This is a genomic window from Thiorhodovibrio litoralis, assembly GCF_033954455.1.
Taxonomy (GTDB): domain Bacteria; phylum Pseudomonadota; class Gammaproteobacteria; order Chromatiales; family Chromatiaceae; genus Thiorhodovibrio; species Thiorhodovibrio litoralis.
This window is the reverse complement of sequence record NZ_CP121473.1, coordinates 4,338,798-4,359,784: the sequence shown is the minus strand read 5'-3', so window position 1 is coordinate 4,359,784 and position 20,987 is coordinate 4,338,798. Positions and strand designations below refer to the sequence as shown.

At 59.9% G+C, this 20,987-nt stretch carries 24 protein-coding genes; all 24 read left to right on the top strand.

The window, feature by feature from the left end:
- The first annotated feature begins 109 nt into the window (after positions 1-109).
- The 24 genes from Thiosp_RS19880 to Thiosp_RS19765 all read left to right on the top strand — a co-directional run bounded on the left by Thiosp_RS19880 (position 110) and on the right by Thiosp_RS19765 (position 20,985).
- Complete coding sequence (locus Thiosp_RS19880) at positions 110-1,045, top strand: IS66 family transposase (RefSeq protein ID WP_207188140.1); 936 nt, start codon at positions 110-112, stop codon at positions 1,043-1,045.
- Entirely contained in the window at positions 939-1,859 is a 921-nt protein-coding gene (locus Thiosp_RS19875; protein WP_201068689.1) for an IS66 family transposase, read from the top strand. The genes Thiosp_RS19880 and Thiosp_RS19875 overlap by 107 nt, the downstream gene beginning before the upstream one ends.
- Complete coding sequence (locus tag Thiosp_RS19870) at positions 1,856-2,713, top strand: DUF4338 domain-containing protein (RefSeq protein WP_201068688.1); 858 nt, start codon at positions 1,856-1,858, stop codon at positions 2,711-2,713. Before Thiosp_RS19875 ends, Thiosp_RS19870 begins: the two co-directional genes overlap by 4 nt.
- A gap of 52 nt (positions 2,714-2,765) precedes the next feature.
- On the top strand, positions 2,766-3,704 hold the full coding sequence (locus tag Thiosp_RS19865; RefSeq protein WP_201068687.1) for a hypothetical protein: 939 nt from the start codon (positions 2,766-2,768) through the stop codon (positions 3,702-3,704).
- A gap of 255 nt (positions 3,705-3,959) precedes the next feature.
- On the top strand, positions 3,960-4,841 hold the full coding sequence (locus tag Thiosp_RS19860; protein ID WP_323696489.1) for a DUF4338 domain-containing protein: 882 nt from the start codon (positions 3,960-3,962) through the stop codon (positions 4,839-4,841).
- Complete coding sequence (locus Thiosp_RS19855) at positions 4,838-6,208, top strand: IS4 family transposase (RefSeq protein ID WP_323696669.1); 1,371 nt, start codon at positions 4,838-4,840, stop codon at positions 6,206-6,208. Before Thiosp_RS19860 ends, Thiosp_RS19855 begins: the two co-directional genes overlap by 4 nt.
- A 22-nt stretch (positions 6,209-6,230) precedes the next feature.
- Positions 6,231-6,464: a hypothetical protein gene (locus tag Thiosp_RS19850; RefSeq protein ID WP_201067538.1), complete on the top strand. Its 234-nt coding sequence runs from the start codon at positions 6,231-6,233 to the stop codon at positions 6,462-6,464.
- Positions 6,465-6,681: 217 nt separating this feature from the next.
- A complete protein-coding gene (locus Thiosp_RS19845; protein WP_201067539.1) occupies positions 6,682-6,942 on the top strand; it encodes a DUF2442 domain-containing protein in 261 nt (86 codons plus the stop codon).
- A gap of 283 nt (positions 6,943-7,225) precedes the next feature.
- A complete protein-coding gene (locus tag Thiosp_RS19840) occupies positions 7,226-7,474 on the top strand; it encodes an Rpn family recombination-promoting nuclease/putative transposase (protein WP_242518666.1) in 249 nt (82 codons plus the stop codon).
- 116 nt (positions 7,475-7,590) lie between these two features.
- The gene (locus tag Thiosp_RS19835) at positions 7,591-7,923 is read left to right on the top strand and encodes a DUF4351 domain-containing protein (protein WP_242518668.1); all 333 of its coding nucleotides are present in this window, start codon (positions 7,591-7,593) and stop codon (positions 7,921-7,923) included.
- A 237-nt stretch (positions 7,924-8,160) separates the two neighbouring features.
- Complete coding sequence (locus tag Thiosp_RS19830; RefSeq protein WP_242518669.1) at positions 8,161-8,829, top strand: Rpn family recombination-promoting nuclease/putative transposase; 669 nt, start codon at positions 8,161-8,163, stop codon at positions 8,827-8,829.
- A gap of 48 nt (positions 8,830-8,877) precedes the next feature.
- On the top strand, positions 8,878-9,660 hold the full coding sequence (locus Thiosp_RS19825; protein WP_201067540.1) for a DUF4351 domain-containing protein: 783 nt from the start codon (positions 8,878-8,880) through the stop codon (positions 9,658-9,660).
- A 215-nt stretch (positions 9,661-9,875) separates the two neighbouring features.
- Entirely contained in the window at positions 9,876-11,429 is a 1,554-nt protein-coding gene (locus Thiosp_RS19820) for a tetratricopeptide repeat protein (protein WP_201067541.1), read from the top strand.
- A gap of 14 nt (positions 11,430-11,443) precedes the next feature.
- Entirely contained in the window at positions 11,444-12,634 is a 1,191-nt protein-coding gene (locus Thiosp_RS19815) for an ISAs1 family transposase (RefSeq protein ID WP_323696571.1), read from the top strand.
- Positions 12,635-12,703: 69 nt separating this feature from the next.
- A complete protein-coding gene (locus tag Thiosp_RS19810) occupies positions 12,704-14,005 on the top strand; it encodes a tetratricopeptide repeat protein (protein WP_323696668.1) in 1,302 nt (433 codons plus the stop codon).
- A 139-nt stretch (positions 14,006-14,144) separates the two neighbouring features.
- The gene (locus Thiosp_RS19805; protein ID WP_323696667.1) at positions 14,145-15,254 is read left to right on the top strand and encodes an FkbM family methyltransferase; all 1,110 of its coding nucleotides are present in this window, start codon (positions 14,145-14,147) and stop codon (positions 15,252-15,254) included.
- Between the two features lie 72 nt (positions 15,255-15,326).
- Entirely contained in the window at positions 15,327-16,478 is a 1,152-nt protein-coding gene (locus Thiosp_RS19800; RefSeq protein ID WP_323696666.1) for a DegT/DnrJ/EryC1/StrS family aminotransferase, read from the top strand.
- A gap of 32 nt (positions 16,479-16,510) precedes the next feature.
- Positions 16,511-17,212, top strand: a complete 702-nt coding sequence (locus Thiosp_RS19795; RefSeq protein WP_323696665.1) for a WbqC family protein — start codon at positions 16,511-16,513, stop codon at positions 17,210-17,212.
- Complete coding sequence (locus Thiosp_RS19790; protein ID WP_323696664.1) at positions 17,199-18,770, top strand: amino acid adenylation domain-containing protein; 1,572 nt, start codon at positions 17,199-17,201, stop codon at positions 18,768-18,770. Before Thiosp_RS19795 ends, Thiosp_RS19790 begins: the two co-directional genes overlap by 14 nt.
- Before the next feature lie 2 nt (positions 18,771-18,772).
- Positions 18,773-19,450 carry an LbetaH domain-containing protein gene (locus Thiosp_RS19785; protein ID WP_323696663.1) on the top strand — a complete coding sequence of 226 codons (678 nt, stop codon included), beginning with the start codon at positions 18,773-18,775 and terminating at the stop codon, positions 19,448-19,450.
- Positions 19,451-19,456: 6 nt separating this feature from the next.
- The gene (locus Thiosp_RS19780) at positions 19,457-19,729 is read left to right on the top strand and encodes a BrnT family toxin (protein WP_323696662.1); all 273 of its coding nucleotides are present in this window, start codon (positions 19,457-19,459) and stop codon (positions 19,727-19,729) included.
- Positions 19,730-19,731: 2 nt separating this feature from the next.
- On the top strand, positions 19,732-19,980 hold the full coding sequence (locus tag Thiosp_RS19775) for a BrnA antitoxin family protein (RefSeq protein WP_323696661.1): 249 nt from the start codon (positions 19,732-19,734) through the stop codon (positions 19,978-19,980).
- Positions 19,981-20,002: 22 nt separating this feature from the next.
- Entirely contained in the window at positions 20,003-20,227 is a 225-nt protein-coding gene (locus Thiosp_RS19770) for an acyl carrier protein (RefSeq protein WP_323696660.1), read from the top strand.
- 8 nt (positions 20,228-20,235) lie between these two features.
- A complete protein-coding gene (locus Thiosp_RS19765; protein ID WP_323696659.1) occupies positions 20,236-20,985 on the top strand; it encodes an SDR family NAD(P)-dependent oxidoreductase in 750 nt (249 codons plus the stop codon).
- Positions 20,986-20,987: the final 2 nt, after the last annotated feature.

Here is a 20,987-nt window from a genome sequence, read left to right as displayed (position 1 = left end):
ATATAGAAACAAGGGCTTACGGTGATGTCGGCGTAAATATTCGGTCCCGCCCTTCGGGATCCGAAAATAGTACGGGACACAACGGAAAAAATATCGTACAACGTTCGCCATGGAAGCCATGGCGCATCTCGATCCATCTCCACATCCGAGCCAGCACGCGGATGGCGTCCAGGGTCTGCCGTTCGCTCAAGAGTGGGAAGCGATCAGCAAGCAAGAGCTGATCGAGCTGCGCGCGCAAGCAGCCTACTGGCAAGCGCAGCATGATCGCGCCAAGGTCCAGATCGAGGCGCTGAAGCAGGAACTGGCGCACAAAGACGCCACCATCAAAGACCTCAAACAGCGGCTGTTTGGCAAGAAAAGCGAGAAGCACAGCCCGCTGCCCTCGGAGAAGGACAAGGCCAAAGACAAGGCTGAGGGCGAGGGCGAATCCAAGCGCCCGCGCGGTCAGCAACCCGGCAGCCCCGGGCATGGGCGCACCCCGCGTCCATCGCTGCCGGTGCTCACCGAAACGCAGGATCTGCCCGACAGGGCGGGCAGCTGCGCGCACTGCGGCTTACCCTACCAGCGTGCCCCGGGGCTGGACGAGCAAAGCGACGTCATTGAGGTGGAGGTGCGCGCCTATACCCGACGCATCACCCGTTGTGCCTACACCCGCCACCCCGGTTGTTGCTGCGACGACACCCCGGCGGTGATCAGCGCCCCGCCACCGGCGCGATTGATTCCACGCAGTCCCTTTGGCGTGAGCTTCTGGGTCGAGGCGCTGCTGAGCAAATACCGCTATAGCCAACCCAGCCACCGTTGGCTGCAAGACCTTGCCGATCGGAGCCTGCCGGTCTCACCCGGCACGCTGGCCGGTGGTCTGCAACGCCTTGCCGGGCTGTTCGAGCTCGTGCTTGAGGCGCTGTACTGCAAGCAGATGAGCGAGGCGCTGTTTCACAATGACGAGACGCGCTGGGAAGTCTTCGTCGGATCTGGAGGGCAAGGTCGGCACCCGCTGGTATCTGTGGCTGACGCGCTCGACCTCGGTGGTCTTTTACTGCATTGATCCGAGCCGCAGCGCAGCGGTGCCCGGCGCGCATTTTGCCGGCTTGCAGGGCCAGCGGGTGATCATTGTCTGTGATCGCTACAGCGCCTACAAAAAGCTCGCGCGCCTGGCCGAGAACATCCTGCTGGCGTTCTGTTGGGCGCATGTGCGTCGCGACTTTTTGGAAGCCGGACGCGCGCTGCCGGCGTTGGAAGACTGGGCGCTACAGTGGAAGGCGCGCATCGCCACGCTCTACCACCTCAACCAACAGCGCCTGGCGCATTGGGATCCCGAGCGTCCGGTGGCCGAGCAAGGTGGCGGGTTTCAACAACCCCATGCGGCTTTGCAGGCGGCGCTCGCGGACATGCGCTCTGAGGCCGAACGGCTGTTGGCACAAGACACCACCGAAGCGGCTTTGCCGAAGACCGCTTACGTCCGGCGCAACAAGGTGCTCAGCAGTCTGCTCACGCATTGGTCGGGGCTGACGGTCTTTGTCGCGCACCCCGAGGTGCCGATGGATAACAATCGTGCCGAAGAAACGATTCGCACGCCGGTCTGTGGGCGAAAGAATTATTATGGCTACGGGAGTATTTGGAGCGCGCAGCTTGCGGCCATGCTGTTCTCCATCTTCCAGACCCTGGCGCTGTGGGGCATGAATCCGCGTGCCTGGCTGAGCGCCTATCTCAGCGCTTGCGCCGAGGCCGGCGGGCAGGCGCCGAGTGATCTGGAGAGGTTCCTCCCTTGGTCGATGGACGCGGCGCGCCGTGCCGAGCTGTGTCGGCCGGCGGCGCTGGCGAATGCCACTGAGTCACCTCCTGGCATCGACAGTTCATGAGTCATCGCTATTGCGGGCGCGAGTTCCAGGCCGATGACATCGCGCTGATTCGCGCGCTGATTGCCGAGGATCCAACCCGCACCCGCGCCGCACTCTCGCGCCTGACCTGCCAGGTACTCGCCTGGCACAAGCCTGACGGTGGCTTGAAGGACATGTCCGCTCGGGTGGCGATGCTGCGCATGCACGAGGACGGGCTCATCACGTTGCCGCCGCCGCGCAACCCCCGCCCCGATGCGCGCGTGCGCCTCAGCGCGCTCAGTGATCCGCAACCAGTGCTTGAGCAACCGGCTGCGGTGCTCAGACCCTTGGTCTTCTCGTGCGTGCGCGAGAAGGCTCAATCACGCCTGTACAACGAGCTCATCGAGCGCTACCACTACCTCGGGCATACGCCACTGCCGGGGGCGCAGCTGCGCTATTTGGTCTACAGCGCCGAGCAGCCCGTTGCCGCGCTCGGCTTTGGCGCTGCGGCTTGGATGTGCGCTCCGCGCGATCACTTCATTGGCTGGACGCATGAGCAACGTCAGCGCCATCTGCATCGGGTGGTCAACAATGCCCGCTTCTTGATCTTGCCCTGGGTCCGCTCCAAGAATCTGGCCTCGATGCTCTTGGCGCAGGCGGCGAAACTCCTACCCGAGGATTGGTTGGCCATCTACGGCTACCGCCCGCTGCTGTTGGAGACCTTTGTCGAGACACCGCGCTTTCGCGGCACCTGCTACAAGGCGGCCAACTGGACCTACTTGGGACAAACCAAAGGCCGTGGCAAACTCGGACCGGCCGGCATCCAGAGTGTCGCAATCAAGGATATATGGACTTACCCGCTGGATCGACGCTTTCGCGAAATCCTTACCCGCTGATTCTTATGGCAAAGGGTAGATCGAATATTTACATGTCGGCTAAACTTCGCCCATGACCTCCGAATCTCGCAACAATCCTGACGAAGAGCGGCTACGCGATTGGCACCGGGCCTTTGGCATCGCGCTGGTCGACGTCTTTGCCGGCGCACCTTGGCGGGTGGAACTCGAGCAAGAACTGGCGCTGATCAGCCAAGAGCTCGATGTGGCTATTATCGAAGAAGTCGAGGCCGCTGCTCCATCGAGACGGAAACGGCCGCGCCTGCCCGATCCGCTACCTGATGGGCTGGAGAATCTGCGCGCCATCAACCTGCTGAGCTACAAATCCCGCCACGAGCCGCTGGATGCCTGGTCGCTGGACGAATTGATCAGTTACTTCGTGCTCTACCGCAAGGTCAACCTGAATGCCGAGAACGCCCGCCACCCGCTCGCCGCCTTCGGCCTTTATTCGGTCGCCACACGCTATCCCGAGGGGCTCGCGCGCGACTATGATCTGCAACCCACCGCCTGGAAAGGCGTTTATGATCTGCCTTGGGGCGCTCATCGGGTGCGAATCATCGTGCTCAACCGGATCGAACAACACCCCCGCAATGCCGCCTGGGAACTCTTTGCCAGTGAACGGGATCGGATGCGCCAGGGGCTGGAGCACTACCGCGCACACCATCGCGGCACGCCGCAACGCGGCCACTGGGAGCTGCTCGAACGTCTTTACCTACTCTACCGACGCGAGGCACCAACAATGGCCTACACCATGGAACAGTTCATCCGCGAAACACATCAGATGGTAATCGAGGACGTCATCCAGCAGGATCCCGAAGCGATCCTCAAACACTTCGATCCCGAGCAACTGCTCAAGGGACTCGATCCCGAAGCTCGGCTCAAGGGACTCGACCCCGAGCAACGGCTCAAGGGACTTGATCCCGAGGATCGGCTCAAAGGTCTTGATCCCAAGGTGATTGAAGCCTGGCTCGCCAAACAGCGCCGGGATCACTAACGGGAAGCACCCCGCACGCCCACACGAGCAATGAGAATTGGGTGCCCATTGTTCGAAAGGCTCAGGCCGAGATTGATGACAAGCGAACGGAACCACTCGTCAAGCTCATGCAAGGCATAACGTTATCTTGACTATGTGGCTGGTTGAAGACATACCATTACCCATATCTCCCCGCCCCAGCGTCGTCCGGGGCTGGACACAGCTCCCGAGTTCTGCTGAGATGCCCTTTCATCTTCAGCAAGGGGACGGGAGACCATGGACCAAGCGATTCCAAGCCGTTTATGTGGGCGCCCTTTCAACGAGACCGACTTAGCGCGCATTCGCCAGGAGATCGCGCTGGCGCAGCCGCCGCTGCGCGCGGAGATCGCTCGGCGGGTGTGCCGCGCGCTGGAGTGGACCGATATCCAAGGCCGCCCCAAGCTCATGAGTGCCCGGGTGGGACTGCTGCGGTTGCATCGTGCCGGGCTCATTGTGCTGCCGCCACCGACCTGCGGCAATGGCAATGGGCGGCGCTTCGTCCCGCGCCCCGAGTCCCGGCCCGAACCGATCCCAGTGTCCGTCCCGCTGCGCGCGCTCAGCGGCTTGCGCCTGGCGCGCGTTGATGATCGAAGGGCCTCGCAATTATGGAACGGCCTGATCGAGCGCTACCACTACCTCGGCTACAGTCCCCTGCCTGGTGCGCAGCTGCGCTACCTGATCCAGTGGGATGGCGGTCTGCTCGGCGCCATCGGCTTTGGCGCGGCGGCCTGGAAAGTCGCTGCCCGCGACCGCTGGATTGGCTGGACGCCCGCGCAGCGCCAAGCACACCTGGGACGGGTGCTCAACAACGCCCGCTTCCTCATCCTGCCCTGGGTGCAGGTCAAACACCTCGCCTCCAAGGTGCTGTCCTTGGCCGCGCGGCAAGTCAGTGTCGACTTTCCCGCCCGCTATGGCGAGCGTCTGGTGCTGCTGGAGACCTTTGTCGAGACCCCACGCTTTGCCGGGACCTGTTACCGTGCCGCCAACTGGCACGACTTGGGCGAAACCACCGGGCGCGGCAAGTGCGACCGCACCCATCGGGCCGCGCTGCCGCGCAAGGCGATCTATGTCTACCCGCTGGCGGCGGACTTCCGCGCCGCCCTGGGGGTGGTGGCATGATCGCGCTGGCCTCTGAACTGCAGGACATCTCTCTGGGCGACAAGCGCCTGAATCATCGCGCCCAACAGGTGCTTGAAACCCTCGGCGCCAAGCCGACACAAAGTATTCCCGGGGCTTGCAACGGTTGGTATGAGACCCGGGCCGCCTATCGCTTTTTCGATCATCCCACGGTCACCGCCGAGCAGATCCTCGCACCCCATTTTGCTTGTACCGAAGAACGTCTGCGCGAGCATCCGCGGGTGCTGTGTATCCAAGATACCAGCGAGCTGGACTATACAACCAAAAAAGGCATTGTCGGTCTTGGGCCACTGAACTTTGAGAGCCGCTATGGGATGTACATCCATCCCACCTTGGCGGTCACGCCCGAGCGCCTCGCGCTGGGGCTGCTGGATTTGCACACTTTTGTGCGCGAGCCCGGTAGCCTGGGCCAGGACAAAGACTCGCGCCGCCCACTGGAGGAGAAAGAAAGCGTGCGCTGGGTCGATGGCTACGCGCGCGTCAATGCGCTGGCCGAGGAACTGAGCGACACGCGCTTGACCTATGTTGCCGATCGCGAGGGCGACATCTACGACCTGTTTGTTGAAGCGCCCATCCCCGAGAACAGCGCCGATTGGCTGGTACGGGTGCAGCATCGCGACCGCTGCTTGGCCGATGGCAGAAAGCTCAATGAGGCCCTGGACGCCGCTGCGGTGCTCACCGAGATCACCTTCGAGCGTCCCGCCACCAAGGGGGCCAAAGCACGCCAGGTCAAGCAGGAGATCAAGGTGGTGCGCGTGACCCTGAAGGCACCCTGGCGCCCGGATCGCACCTTGCCCGATGTCACGGTCACGGCCTTGCTCGCCACCGAGGTCAATCCACCCGCCGGCGAGGAGCCACTCAACTGGCTGTTGCTGACCAATCTGGCGGTGCAGAGCGCCCAAGAGGCCATCGAGACGCTCTCCTGGTATCTTTGCAGGTGGCAAGTGGAAATTTTTTTCCGGATCTTAAAAAGTGGCTGCCGCATCGAGGAGCTGCAGCTCGAGACGCGCGAGCGCCTGGAGCCGGCGCTCGCTTTGTACATGATCATCGCGTGGCGGGTGCTGTACCTGACCATGCTCGGGCGCGAGTGCCCGGAGTTGCCTTGCGATGCGGTCTTTGCCGAGGAGGAATGGAAGGCGGTCTATCTGGTCACCCAGAAACAAGCGCCACCCGAGCAGCCGCCCTCGCTCGATACCATGGTGCGCATGGTCGCCTCCCTGGGCGGCTTTCTCAACCGCAAATCCGATGGGTTCCCGGGACCGAAGACGCTCTGGATTGGGTTGCAGCGCATCCCCGATTTTGTCATGGCGCTGGAGGCTTACCGCAGCGTCAGGGATAGTTATGGGTAATGGTATGGGTTGAAGACCAACGATGACCCAACTGTTTGAACAGGCCATGGCCGAGGTCGCGAAGCGCCCTGCAATGGTTCAAGATGCCATTGCCACACTGGTCCTCGATGAACTGCGGGATAACGCCCATTGGCAAGAGGTCTTCGACCACACAAGCGATGCGAAATGGGATGCAATGGTTCAACAGGTGCTGGCCGAGATCGATAACGGGCGGACGGAACCGCTTGCCAGCATTATCGACGATTCCAGTCATTGAACTCTCATGTCACCAAGAGCTGTCCAAGCCTGGATCAAATTCTTCAAACACTGGAAGGATCAAACCACCATGAGCGCCGCCTCCTCGGCGGTCACCGCGGAAAAACAGGCCTGATGCGCTGGGGTGGCTGTGGCGATTCGCGTTGGGCCACCAACACAGTCGAAAAAGATTCAGCAGTTTATTTGCAGCAATCACGCTGAACTTATGGAGAAATGGAATGAACTCAGCAGCTAATTCGCCCTGGCCCCGGGTGATCGATGCCACGCCCCTTGAGCAGCATTGTCTGGGAGTCCTGCTGCACAGCGGCGAACACTGGGTGATAGACCTCGCCCAATTGATTCAGCGCCGCGAGGCTTACTGGCGATTGCGGCAAGACCGGTATTTCAGCCAAGTTAGCATCGACCCACTGGATGCGCTGACCTGGCCCGAGGGCGAAGATCTGGCACCTGAAAGCCTAGCTCGCTATCGGCGCCTATAACGTCCTTGATAATAAGTTGATTGCGCTAGCCCAAAAAAGGTGACGGTCCGCGTGACCAAACTTCACCGCCAATCGAAAAACCACGCCCATCAAATTGATTTAACGCATCTAGGCATCCCAAGAATCCGCGCTATGCTTAGAGAAGACAACCACTGCGCCCAAACAGCGCAGTCCGGGTGCGGCCTTCAGCCCTAGAGCCTGCGGATCCCTTCAAGCAAGAGCCGCCCGCGTCGACACCGCAGTGGCGCCAACTACTTCCTCCAGCACTCCACACCGGCCGCCCATGCAAACAGACAAGGAAATTTACCTACTCCTGCGCACTGACGACGAATTCCTGCGCATCCTTTGCGGTGGTCTAACTGTAGTCGGTCCCTATCAATTTGACGCCATAGATTTCAAGGCATTGGAACGCCGCCTCGACGGCGTGGTCCTGCCCGCCAACCAACAAGAACCGATTTACGCTATTGAAGTCCAAGGCTGGTGCGACCCGGGCATATACGCCAGCTGCTGGCAACCTTTCTTCCCTTTTTGATCGAGGACCAAGCTCAACTGCGCACGCAAGCCCCAGCAGCTTATCGCATCATCCAACAAGCCCCGCTTCCGGAACCTGTGCGGCGACAATGCCGGGGCGTGTTTCAATCCTGGATAATGGCCCGTTTCCCGACCCTGACTATCGAGGAGATACTCACCATGCTCGGCGAACTCACTCCCTTGGAACAAACCCGCGCTTACCAGGATATCATTGCAAGAAATCGGCCAATATGGATCAAGGAAGGCCGCAAAGAAGGCTGCCAGGAGGAAGCCAACGGCTTGATCCGGCGTCAGCTCGCTCGCCGGCTTGGCAGTCTATCCGCCGCACAGGAGAAAGGACTCGAAGCACTGACCTTGACACAACTCGAAGCACTCGGCGAAGCCCTGCTGGACTTTACCGATGCCGCCGACCTGGACGCCTGGCTGGATCAAGAACTGCGGCGCGCCTAATCGGTATCTTGCGGTAATCGGCGATGTGAGCCTGGAACCGCGAGATCACCGGTCGAGATTTCCCGTCGGGCGGCCCACGCCTACCGGCAGTGCTAATCCAATCTTTGACCAGCAGCTGATCAAACACGTCAAACTGGCCAACAGCGGTGAGACCCGTGGATACCAGCCCCGACCTACTTGACCCGAAGAACGACTACGTCTTCAAACGGCTGTTCGTCCGCGCGCCAGAACTGCTAGTTGCCCTCATCAACGCCGTCCGCCCTGAGCGTCCGAAACCTGTTCTACCTTGCCAAGGTCTATGCGCAGCAACTAAAGACCGGCGAAGATTATAGCCAAGCGCGGCCCGTCATCGGCATCCACCTGGTCGACTTTGAACTCTTCACAGAGACCAAAAACCAGCGCCAACAAGCCCACTGGCGGTTCGAGTTTCGCGACCGCCGCCAGCCAAGCGTCCGCTTGAGCGACCAACTCATCCTGCACATCATCGAATTGCCCAAAGCCGACCGGCTCGGCCTGACCGACCGCCTGGAGACTGACCTCCAAGCCTGGATCAAATTCTTCAAACACTGGAAGGAGCACACCACCATGAGCGCCCTCGACTCCGCCCCCGTCCAACAAGCCTGGAACGACCTCCAACGCATCAGCGCCGATGAGGAAGAACGCTACAAAGCCCTGGCACGCGAACGCGCCCTGAGCGATGCCGTCACCGAACGCAACTTTGCCTTGCGCGAAGGAGAGCACAAGGGCCAAGCCGCCATGCTCCGACGCCAACTCACCAAACGCTTCGGCCCACTCGACGAAAGCACCCAAGCGCGCCTGCAACACGCCACCCAAGAACAACTCGAGCCCTGGAGTGACCGCATCCTCGACGCCCCCACCCTCAGCGCGGTCTTCGATCCGCATTGAGGCGGGGCGACGACTCAGGAACCAACCGGAGAACGCCGCCTCGACGGTGTGGTCCTGCCCGCCAACCAACAAGAACCGATTCACGCTATCGAAGTCCAAGGCTGGTGCGACCCGGGCATATACGCCAGAATGCTCATCGACATGGGCCTGCTGATGGAAGCCCATCCCAAGCGCGAGGTGCGCGGACTGCTGCTCTTCCTCATCCCCGAGCACGATCCCCAAACCCCGCCCTGGCCGGACCTCATCGAGCGTGATCCCGACCCGCCCATCCGGCGGGTTTACCTGATTGATGTCCTGCACGACCTGCGGCAAACCGATCCTGACCACCCGCTGCTGGCAACCTTTCTGCCCTTTTTGATCGAAGACCAAGCACAACTGCGCACACAAGCCCCAGCGGCCTATCGTATCATCCAACAAGCCCCACTCCCGGAACCTGTCCGGCGACAATGCCGGGATGTATTTCAATCCTGGATAATGGCCCGTTTCCCGACCCTGACCATCGAGGAGATACTCACCATGCTCGGCGAACTCACCCCCTTGGAACAAACCCGCGCGTACCAGGATATCGTCGCGAGAAATCGACCAATCTGGATCAAGGAGGGTCGCGACGAAGGCTGCAAAGAAGGCCGCGATGAAGGCCGCCAAGAAGAAGCCAGCGGCTTGATCCGGCGCCTGCTCGCTCGCCGTCTTGGCAGGCTATCCGCCGCACAGCACAAGCGTCTCGAAGCCCTGACCTTGGCACAACTAGAAGCACTCGGCGAAGCCCTGCTCGACTTCACCGATGCCGCCGACCTGGATGCCTGGCTGGATGAAGAACTGCGACACGCCTAATCGCATCTTCGTCAATCGCCCATGCGAGACTGGGGCGACGTTATCAAGCCATGCCGCGTTTAAACAGCAGCTCGAGAGTCAAATCTAACGTGCCCAAGTCGCGCGCTTTGGATATCCTGCTTAAAGACTTGGAGATCGCAGGCCCCCTCAAGCAAGAGCCGCCTGCGTCGATAACCCTAAAGCAACCCCGTCCAGCCTAAACAGCAAACCAATCCATGGCGCAACCCCTCAACTTTCAGCCCATCTCCCTGCAACAAACGTTGCGGGACCAAAAGCAGCTGGAAGCCCTGTGCGACCCGCGCATCATGCCGCCGTGGGAGAAATACCACGCCAACGACAACTACGGCTTCGCGACCATCCTCAAGGCCTACAGCGGCCACCCATTCGACAAACCGCTCCCCGTGCTGCTCACCCACGGCGTCTACTTCGACGACCAACGCCTCTACGACATGGAACGCCAATGCGGTCTGCCCGGCGTAATGAGCTACCCGGACTTTCGCACCAAGCTCTGGCGCGCGCAGACCGACCTGCGCGTCATCCCATCTGCCTCGCCACTGCTCTATGCGCAACGGCTCATGGACCAGCACTTCGGCCCCCCGATGCCAGAAGCCCGTAGCGGCACCATCTACTTCCTGCCGCGCTCCACCGGCCACATCAAACGCGAGATCGACCTCGACCAGGTCATCACAAAGCTCAAGCAATATTGCCAGCAACAAAAACAAGCCGGCCACGACCACCTGCTGCCGCTGTCCGTCTGCATCCATTGGCAAGATATCGCCCACGGCAAACACCGGCCATTCAAAAAGGCCGGGCTCCCCGTCGTCAGCGCCGGCCACCTGAGCGACCCAGACTTTCTGTTCCGCCTGCTGCACCTGCTGCGCCTGAGCAACCTCGCCCTCGGCGCCTTCCCCGGCGGCCACGTCTTTGCCTCCCTGGTCGCCGGCGTCCCCTTCGTCGCCTGGGAGCCAGCCAAAAGCGTCTCCACAATCTCCGCTGACTTCAAAAACGTGCTCGGCAGCCAGCGCAGTCCAGAACTCTCCGCGCGCCTAAAGCACTGGGAAACCCTATTCCTGCCAGAACAAGACCCAGCCGAAGCGCCAATCCCGTTCGAGCCCATCACCGCCGCCCAGCAAAGCTTCTGCGACAACATGCTCGGCCGCGAAGACCTGATCGGCCCAGACGAACTGTTCGCGCAACTGCGCTCCTTCGGCTACCCCTACATGGCCGCAGAAAGCCGCCAAGCAACCGACGAGCATTTCCGCAAACGGTACGCAGAAAACCCAGAAGCAAAAGACTGCTTCGCCCGCCTCGCCGAAGGCTTCGCAGACACCAAACACTGGCCCGCAGCCTTCGATCTGGTCGAGCAGGATCGCAAACTCGGACGCCTAACGCCCCAAGCCGAGGTGCGCACCGCCCTTTGGCATCTGCAAATGGGCCGGGAAGATGAAGCCGAGAGACTTGTCAGCACGCTCTACGCCCAGGACCCGGGTTTGCGTGACGGCTTTGCTGACCTTGGGCAGGACTCCTTAAGAAAACAGGATCACGTGCAAGTAAGACATTGGTTTGATCAAGATGCGCGGGCACAGAGACTATCTCCCCGCCGGTGGACAGACTACGGCGAGATATTGCAGCTTACGAAAGACGCGTGGGACGCTCAAGAATGGTTTGAAAGAGCCCACGAAAACAGGGCTATCGCATCAACGCTTAATAATATACTTTTAGACACAGGTAGAGGTTTCCAAGATAATCAGCTGAAAATACTTGCCTGACTCGGAGACCTGCCATGCCATCTGCTACTGCCCTTGATCACGCACTCACGCGGCACTTTGCCCCACTTGTCGATCCGCGCAACCCCACGCAGCGGCGGCACATTCTTCTGGAGATGATCGTGATCGCCATCGCCGCTATTCTTGGCGGGGCCGAGGGCTTCGCGGCGATCGCACAGTTTGGGCGCAGCAAGGAGGCGTGGCTGCGGCAGTTTCTGGACTTGCCCAATGGGATTCCGTCCCACGATACCTTCGGGCGGGTGTTTTCGCTGATCGAGCCGGCGGCCTTTCAAGCCTGCTTCCGCTCGTGGGCCGAATCGATTCGCGAACTGATCCCGGCGGAGGTGGTGGCCATTGATGGCAAGACCCTGCGTCACTCCTTTGATCGGGCACGCGGACTGGGGGCATTGCATATGGTCAGCGCATGGGCCACGGCGAACCGGATGGTGCTGGGACAGGTTGCCACCGAAGCGAAGTCCAACGAGATCACCGCGATTCCGAAGTTGCTGGAACTGCTCTGCCTGCGCGGATGCATCGTCACGATCGATGCCATGGGCTGCCAGAAAGCCATTGCCGCGCAAATTATCGACCAAGGCGGCGACTACTTGCTGGCCCTCAAAGGCAACCAAGGTCACCTGGTCGAAGAGGTCAATGAAGCGTTCATTGAAGCCGATGCGCGCGGCTATGCCGGACTGGTCTCTGAGGGCGTTGAAACGCGCGACAGCGGACATGGCCGCGTCGAAACCCGTCGCTACCGCACGCTTGAAGACCTCAGCGCGGTGCCACACAGCGAAGGCTGGAAGGGGATGAACATGATCGGCATGGTGCAGAGTGAGCGCACCTGCAACGGCAAGATCACGCAAGAGACACGCTACTACATCGGGAGCTGTGGCATCAACGCCGACACCTTTGCCACAGCCGCGCGCGGCCATTGGGGGATCGAAAATGCGGTTCACTGGTGTCTGGACATCGGCTTTCGTGAAGATGAGTCGCGCCTGCGCGAGCCGGTTGCACGGGAGAACTTCGCGGTCTTGAGACATCTTGCCCTGACTCGGCTGAAAAAGGACTCCACGCATAAACTGGGGATTCACAACAAGCGATTGACGGCTGGGTGGAATGAGAAATACCTGGGAAAACTGCTTTTTGAGCCGCCCGATCCGCCACGGCGGAAGACGATGTCAGGCGACTCGAATATTAGTGGACCTTGATGCGATTGCCCTGCCCACGAAAAAAACTTATGTTCAGCCGGCGAAATCGCACAGCTTTGGTGGCAGATGATGAATGATGGTGATTGTGAAAAGGCGATAGCTTTAGCAGAGCGGGATCTTCGATCGAATAGATTGTCGCCAGCTTGGAAATTGAAGCTTGCCCAAATGTATGGACGCAATGGCTTTTTTGAAAAAGCAGAAAATTTGATTGTCGCAGTGTATGACGAAGATGCAAATATACAAGATGGATTTGCAGCTATAGGCTGGACCATAGATAAGGAAACTGGAGATTCGCAAGAGGCGATAGCTTTAGCGGAGCGGGATCTTCTAGCTAATAGATTATCATTAGCTGGCAAATGGAAGCTGGCCCAATTGTATAGACTGAAAGGTCTTTTTGAAAAAGCAGAGAAATTGATTGCTGCATTATATGACGAAGATGCAAATAGAAAAAATGGATTTGCAACTATAGGCTGGACGATATATAACGAAACCGGAGATTGCCAAAAAGCGATAGCTCTAACGGAGCGGGATCTTCGGGCGAATAGATTGTCAATAGATTGGAAATTAAAACTAGCGCAATTGTATGGACAAAATGGCTTTTTTGAAAAAGCAAAGCATTTGATTTTAGCAGCCTATGATGAAGATGCGTTTATAAAAGATGGATTTGCAAATGTGGGATGGTCTTTAGGTGCTGATGCCGCAGAGTGGAATACAGCGCGTCAATGGATCTTACGCGATCGAATGCAAGGACGACTAACTGGCCCTTGGAGACAATACTACGCTTTGGCGACCGCGATTGTTGAGTCGATTGATAAAGCAATAGAGCTGATGGACGAGGCTTACGCAGAAGTACCGAGTATAAAAGGGGGCTACACCATGCTCGGCTATTGGGGGTTTTTGCTTGGTCGCGGGGAGTCATTTTGTCGCAATCTTTATCAACGTGATATTTCACTGAAACGCCAGTATCCAAACGAATTGTTTGACCGCTTGTTCGAAGCTGCGACCGGACGGGGTCTAAGTTGGGAGTCCTATCTTCAATATCTGAAAAATCCAGATTGGGTCACCTACATAGGGTTTGCGCATCTGGAGTCAGGAAATCTGGAACTCGCAGAGCGGCTAATGTCTGCGGAATATAAGCAAAATAGCATGAGACCAAAATATTGGCCAACCTATACATTATTGCTAAATAAACTCGGTCGGAAAAGTGAGGCAAAGGCTGTGATGGATCGGATTAAATTAACTGAATACTGCTCCAATTACCTAGTGATTGGCAATATAGTTAAGCCCAAAGCTCGGGTGACTGTTACTGAATTGGCTAATTTGGTTGCTCAAGACGAAGTTTCATGGCCTTTTGTTTACGCAAGATCTTAGTACGCGTTGTTGGCTGAGATTGCGGCAGATCCGGAAAACCAATCTTGGACCACTTCTTTTTACTTCCGGAGTGATTCGATATTATAATCGAGTGTTTTTACTGTGATTATCGGGCATGTTTTGGCATATGGATAATTCAATGGATCAAGACCAATGGCGCCGCGCTCTGCTCGGTGAGTTTTTCAGGCTGATGGGTATTAATGTTAATAATAATTACGATAAACAGCGGTTTTCCTATGATGGTATAGATCGCTCGCAGGCGAATAACGTATCGCTCCATGCGAACTATCTAAACTGGTTTATTGATCATTCGGCCGAACTATTCGCCACCTGGCTGTTGCTCAGGGACGACGACAGTCGTACACTATTGGATAGGCTTATTCTCTTCCGCCTACTTGGCCATCGTCATGTGGTGATTCGCCCCGGTGTCGATTATTACATGGAACAGCAAGCGGTGTTCGAGAAAGCGCAAGGCTGGGAAGTCGGTCCCGCTGAACTTTCGCTGAGCGGCCTTTTCGGGGCCGTGAAGCGATATCGGGGCACTGCTTTCGGGCGCACCATCACCCTAGATGCTTGGGCAGGCAGTGTGGCGTGTTCATTTCTGGCGCAACCCCGACAGTACTATTTCGAGCGTGCCGGCGTGCGTATTGCACCAGAACCTGGCGATTGGATCATCGACGGGGGCGCTTGTCTGGGCGAGACCGCAGTGGCTTTTGCTATTTCGGCGGGCGAGACCGGCCGGGTGCTAAGCTTCGATCCCTTGCCGCAGCATCAAAAGGCGACCCAACACAATGCCAAGCTCAATGAGCTTGACACCATCAAAGTGTTACCTTATGCGCTCGGAGCCAAAACGAATGTCACCTTTGCCCTCCCTCCCGATCAGCAAGAAGCCGACCAAAGCGAAGCTATTATTCAGACGAAAGGTGCTGTCGTCCCAGGCTTCAGCATCCTCGGGCGCGAGAGTGGTTTGCCGGTCGTTGCGCTCGATGACTACCTTGCGCAGCATCCCCAGGAACGGTTGGATTTCATCAAACTCGACATTGAGGGCGCGGAACTGGCTGCCCTGCAGGGCGCAAGCGCAACAATTAAGCGATATCGGCCCAAGCTTGCCATTTCGCTCTATCACAAGATAGTTGATTTTGTTGCAATCCCGCACTTCATTGCCGCCGCCTTTCCATATTATGACTTCTATTTGGATCACCACACCATCCATGCTGAGGAAACGGTACTCTATGCTTCGCCTCGTTAAGTTGAGCGCCATCTAACACTTAAGGTTAACTACCGCACTGCAATGCCGACAGTGTGGTTTAAACAAGTAAACATGAGTTCGCCCTTCTGCGCCCAAGCCCCCATCCTAGTCACCCGCCCCTTCCTCCCTCCGCTGGAAGAGACTACCAAAATGCTGTCGGGCATTTGGGAAAGCCGTTGCCTAACCAACAACGGGCCGATGCACCAGCAATTCGAACAGGCTTTGTCCGCATATCTCGGCGTGCCCTACATCAGCCTGTTTGCCAACGGCACCCTGGCGTTGGTCACTGCCCTGCAAGCCCTGCGCGTCACGGGCGAGGTTATTACCACCCCCTACAGCTTTGCTGCCACCACCCATGCGCTTTGGTGGAACAACATCAAGCCCGTCTTCGTCGACATCGAGCCTGGCTATTGCCATCTTGATCCCGAACGCATCGAAAGCGCCATCACTCCCCAAACTACCGGCCTGCTGCCGGTGCATGTCTATGGTCATCCGGCACCGGTGGAGGCCTATCAGACCATCGCCGACCGTTATGGGCTCACGCTCCTCTACGACGCCGCCCATGCTTTTGGCGTGCGGCAGCAGGGCATCTCAGTGCTGACCCATGGGGATTTAAGCATCCTGAGCTTTCATGCTACGAAGGTGCTCCATACCTTTGAGGGCGGAGCGATCATCTGTCACGACAAGCGCACCAAGACGCGGATCGATTTTCTGAAGAACTTCGGCTTTGCCGACGAAACCGTAGTGGTGGCGCCTGGTATCAACGCCAAGCTGAATGAGTTCCAGGCCGGGCTGGGGCTCTTGCAACTTAAACATATTGAGCCAGCCATCGCCGCCCGCCGTGCCCTGGCCGAGCGTTATCGGGCGTTACTGGCCGATATTCCGGGTATTTCCTGCCTGCACCCGGCACCGGAGGTGGATTACAACGAGGCCTATTTTCCCATCTTTATCGACGCCGTAGCCTACGGCCACAGCCGCGATGCCGTTTACGAGCATCTGAAGAGCTACAACTACTTCGGGCGGCGCTACTTCTACCCGCTGATCGCAAGCTTCAGCGCCTATCGCAATCTGCCAAGCGCGGCACCAGCGAATTTGCCAATGGCCCACGCCAAAGCCGAGCAGGTGCTGTGCCTGCCGATCTATCCCGAGCTGGAGATGGTGCATGTGGAGAATATCGAGGCCATTCTGGCGGCCTTCGGTGGCGGCGGATCTGCGTCAGGATGAACTCAGAAGAAGGCGCTCATCGGTTGGCCATAATGCAGCCCTACCTTTTCCCATACCTGGGCTACTTCCAACTGCTGCACGCGGTCGATACCTTGGTGCTCTACGACGATGTGACCTACATCAATCGCGGCTGGATCAACCGCAACCGACTGCTGGTCAATGGCGCGCCCTGGTTGTTCACCCTGCCATTGGCCAATGCCAGCCAGAATGTGCTGATCAAAAATCTGCGCCTGGCCGACTGGCTGGCAGCCTGGCGCCAGAAGTGGCTCAAGACCCTAGCGCACGCCTACGCCAAGGCGACCTACTTTGGCGAAACCCAGGCGCTGATCGAGCCGCTGTTGCACCAATCAAGCCCCTGGCTGATCGACTGGCTGGAAGACTCCCTGCGCACGCTGGCCGCCGCGCTGGGTCTGTCGGCCCACTTCAAACGCAGTAGCGCTGATCCGCTGCCGCCAGCGACGGACGCCCAAGCCCGCATCCTGCAACGCTGCGCGCGCGAAGGTGCCGGGCTTTACATCAACCCCATCAATGGCCGCGCGCTTTACCAGGCGACCGCCTTTGCCGAGCAGGGCATCGCGCTGCGGTTTCTGCGCTCGCAAGCGCCGGCTTATCGGCAATCCCATGCGCCCTTCGTGCCGCACCTGTCCATCGTCGATACCCTGATGTTTGCGGGCCTCGCTGGCACCCGAGCACTGCTGCCGCAGTATGAACTGGTGACCGATGAACTGGCTTAACCTCGGCCTGGCTTTCGCCGACATCGCAGCTCGCCATCCGCAGCGCATCGCCCTGCGCTGGCCCGAGGGTGCGACCCTGACCTATGCGGAACTGGATGACCTGACCGGCCACCTGGCGGCCTGGCTGCACGAGCGGGGCATTGGCTTGGGCGCCTCCCTCGCCATCCTGAACGACAAAAGCCCCACCGCCTATGCCCTGATGCTGGCCTGCCTGCGCCTGGGCGTGCTCTACTCCAACCTCGACCCCGGCAGTCCGCCCGCGCGTCTGCAACGGATGCTGGCGACCTTGCGCCCGGCGCTGCTGGCCCATGCCAGCAGTCATGCACCGATCATCGCCGCCCTGCGCGACCTGGCAGCGCTGCCGCCCACGCTGGACTATAGTGCGAGCGGTTTTGCAGCCGCGCACCACCCGCTCAAACCACGCCCGGCCGATCACCAAGTTCCCGGCCATGCGCCGGCCTACTTGATGTTCACCTCCGGCTCCACCGGCATCCCCAAAGGCGTCGTCATTGCCCAGCACAGCGCGCTGAACTTCATCCGCTGGTGCCAGCAGGAGATGGCCATCGGCCCAGATGAGGTGCTCACCGGCATCAACCCGCTGCACTTCGACAATGCCGTCTTCGATGTGCATGCTGCCCTGTTTGCCGGCGCGACACTGGCGCCCATGCCCGATGCCCTGGCCAAGAACCCGCGCCATCTGATCAAGGCTGTTGCCGCCGCGCGCTGCACCCTATGGTTCTCGGTGCCCTCGCTGCTGGTCTATCTGCTGCGCCTGCGGGCGCTGGAGCCGGGTGATTTGCCGGATCTGCGTCGGCTGCTGTTCGGCGGCGAGGGCTTTCCCAAGCCTGCGCTGCGCGATCTGCATGCCTTGCTCGGCGAGCATACCCAGTTTATCAACGCCTACGGCCCCACCGAAGGGACCTGCATCTGCTCCAGCCATCCAGTGCAACCTGCCGACCTCGACGGCGAGACCCTGCTGCCGCTCGGCCCCTTGACGCCCAATTTCAGCGGCCTGATCGTCGATGACCAGCTCAAGCCATTGCCAGCAGGCGAGGTCGGCGAACTGCTGCTCGGCGGCCCGCAAATCGCACTCGGCTATTACCGCGATCCGCAGCGCACCGCGGCGGCCTTCATCCAGAACCCGACCCATCAAGACTATCGCGATCTCCTCTATCGCACCGGCGACCGGGTGCGCCAAGACCCGATGAGCGGGCTGCTCCATTTCGTCGGCCGCGCGGATCGGCAAATCAAGCGCATGGGCTACCGCATCGAGCTCGACGAGATCGAAGCCGCGCTGGTCGCGCTGCCTGGCGTGCGCGAGGCGGCCGTGGTGGCGGTGCCCGACCCGAGCGGCGCTTCGCCCAGTATTCTCGCCGCCCTCTGCACCGACCAAACCGAAGCCGACCTGCGCGCCCAGCTCGCCGAGCGCCTGCCGGCCTACATGCTGCCGGGGCGCTATGCGTTTCATGACCGCCTGCCGCGCAATCGCAATGGCAAAATTGAGCGACTGGCGCTAATGGAGCGCGAACCTCAGCGCAACGGAAACCGAAATCCCTGAGCATGTCCGAGCCCCTGCTCATCTTTGGCGCTGGAAAGATCGCCCAAGCTGCGACCCATTTCTTCGAGCGCGATAGCGACTTCCGCATCCTCGCCTACGCCTGCGATCCGATGTACCGTCAGGGCGACGCCTTCCTTGGCAAGCCGCTGCTCGCCAGCGACGACCTTCCAGCCGCCTACCCAGCGGACGAGCACCGGCTGTTCGTCGCCCTCGGCTACCAGGGCATCAACCGTCTGCGCGCCGACAAGGTCGCCTGGGCGCGCGCCCAAGGCTATCGGCTCGCCAGCTATCGCAGCCCCCTGGTGCCCGGCGACTATACCCTTGGCGAAAACAGCATCGTCATGGACGGCGCCGTCATCCAGCCGGCAGTCACTCTGGGCGATAATGTCTTCGTCTGGGGCGGTGCGATGATCGGCCACCACACCCGCATCGGCGACCACTGCTGGCTCACCGGCGGCTGCGCCATCGGCGGCGCCACCGAACTGGGCGCTGGCAGCTTTGTGGGCCTCAACGCCACCATTGGCCACGAAATCACCCTCGGCGAGCGCTGCCTGCTCGGTGCTCACACCCTTACCAGCAAGCCGCTAGCCGCTGGCACCGTGGTGATCGCGCCCGATACCGAGCCGCACCGCCTCAATGCCGATCAGTTCGCGCGGCTGTCGGCTTTTTTCAGGGTCTAGCCGGGCATGCGTGTTGTTTATGATCCGCGCAAGCGAGCGATCAATCTGAAAGAGCATGGCGTTGACCTGGCCGAGGTTGAAGCTGTTTTATACGATCCTAGTGCCAGGACGATTGAAGATCGCGATCATGATGAAGAACGCTTCCTGACCATCGGTCAGGACCATCGCGGTCGGATTCTCGTCATCGCCTATCATTATCGGGGCAAGAACGAACTGCGTGTCATCTCAGCCCGGACGGCCAGCCGCCGAGAGCGCCAGCGCTACGAACAGGAGTCTTAACCATGCGTGAAGAATATGATTTCACCCGCGGCCAACGCGGAGCCGTGCTTGACAACGCGGGTAAGACGCCGGTGACACTTTATCTGGATGATGACCTGCTGGCCGCTTGCCGCGAACGCGCGGCAGCCTCGGGGCAGGGCTACCAAAGTTTGATCAACGACACCCTGCGCGCGAATCTATTAGCGGACGCCGCCCCACTGACCGAGGCCAAGCTGCGACAAGTGTTGCATGAAATGCTTCCAGCCGCCTGAGCAAACAACGAATTTCACCACCATGCCAGACCTGAACGCCATCCTGCTCAACGCCTTCAAGCTCAACGACCCGGCCCAGCTCGACGACCTGCGCCTGGGCGACATCCCTACCTGGGACTCGCTCTCGCACATGGACTTGATTCTTGCCATCGAAAGCGCCTACGGCTTGCGCCTCAGCGGAGATGAAATCGCCGACCTGACATCGGTCAGCGCCATTCGCACCTTGATTAACCAAAAAGAGGCCTGAGGGGGCGAATGGACCTAACCGACCAACCGACTCTGATCACCGGCGCCGCCGCCGGCTTCGGCCGCGCGCTCACTGAGCGCCTGCTCGCCGAAGGCGCCCGCGTCGCCGCGCTCGACTGCGACGGCGAGCGCCTCGCCCAACTCGCGGCCGAGCAGCCGGAGGTGCTCCCCATCGTCTGCGATGTCGCCGACCCCGCCGCCGTCGAAGCCGCTGTGGCCCAAGTCACCGAGCGCCTCGGCGGCATCCGCATCCTCATCAACAACGCCGGCATCATGCGCAGCGCGCCGCTGCTCAACCCGCTCGACCGCACCGACCCGCGCCACCCGCTCGACCTCTGGCACCAAGTGCTGGATGTCAACCTCAACGGGGTCTTCTACCTGACCCGCGCCGTCGCCGCCGACATGCTCCAGCGCCGCGCGCGCGGCGTCATCGTCAATGTCAGCTCCATCAGCGCCCGTGGCAACGCCGGCCAAAGCGCCTACTCCGCCGCCAAGGCCGCCGTCGAAGCCCTCACCGTCGTCTGGGCCAAAGAGCTTGGCCGCCTCGGCATCCGCGTCGCCGCTATCGCCCCCGGCTTTTGCGATACCCAAGGCACCGCCGACGCGCTGGAAGCCGCCCAACTCGCGAGCTGGGTCGATCAAGTGCCGCTCAAACGCATGGGAAAGGTTGAAGAAATGGTCGATGCGCTGCTGTGGATCTTGCAGGCGGATTATTTTAATGGACGGGTGTTGGAATTAGATGGGGGGTTGCGGTTATGACT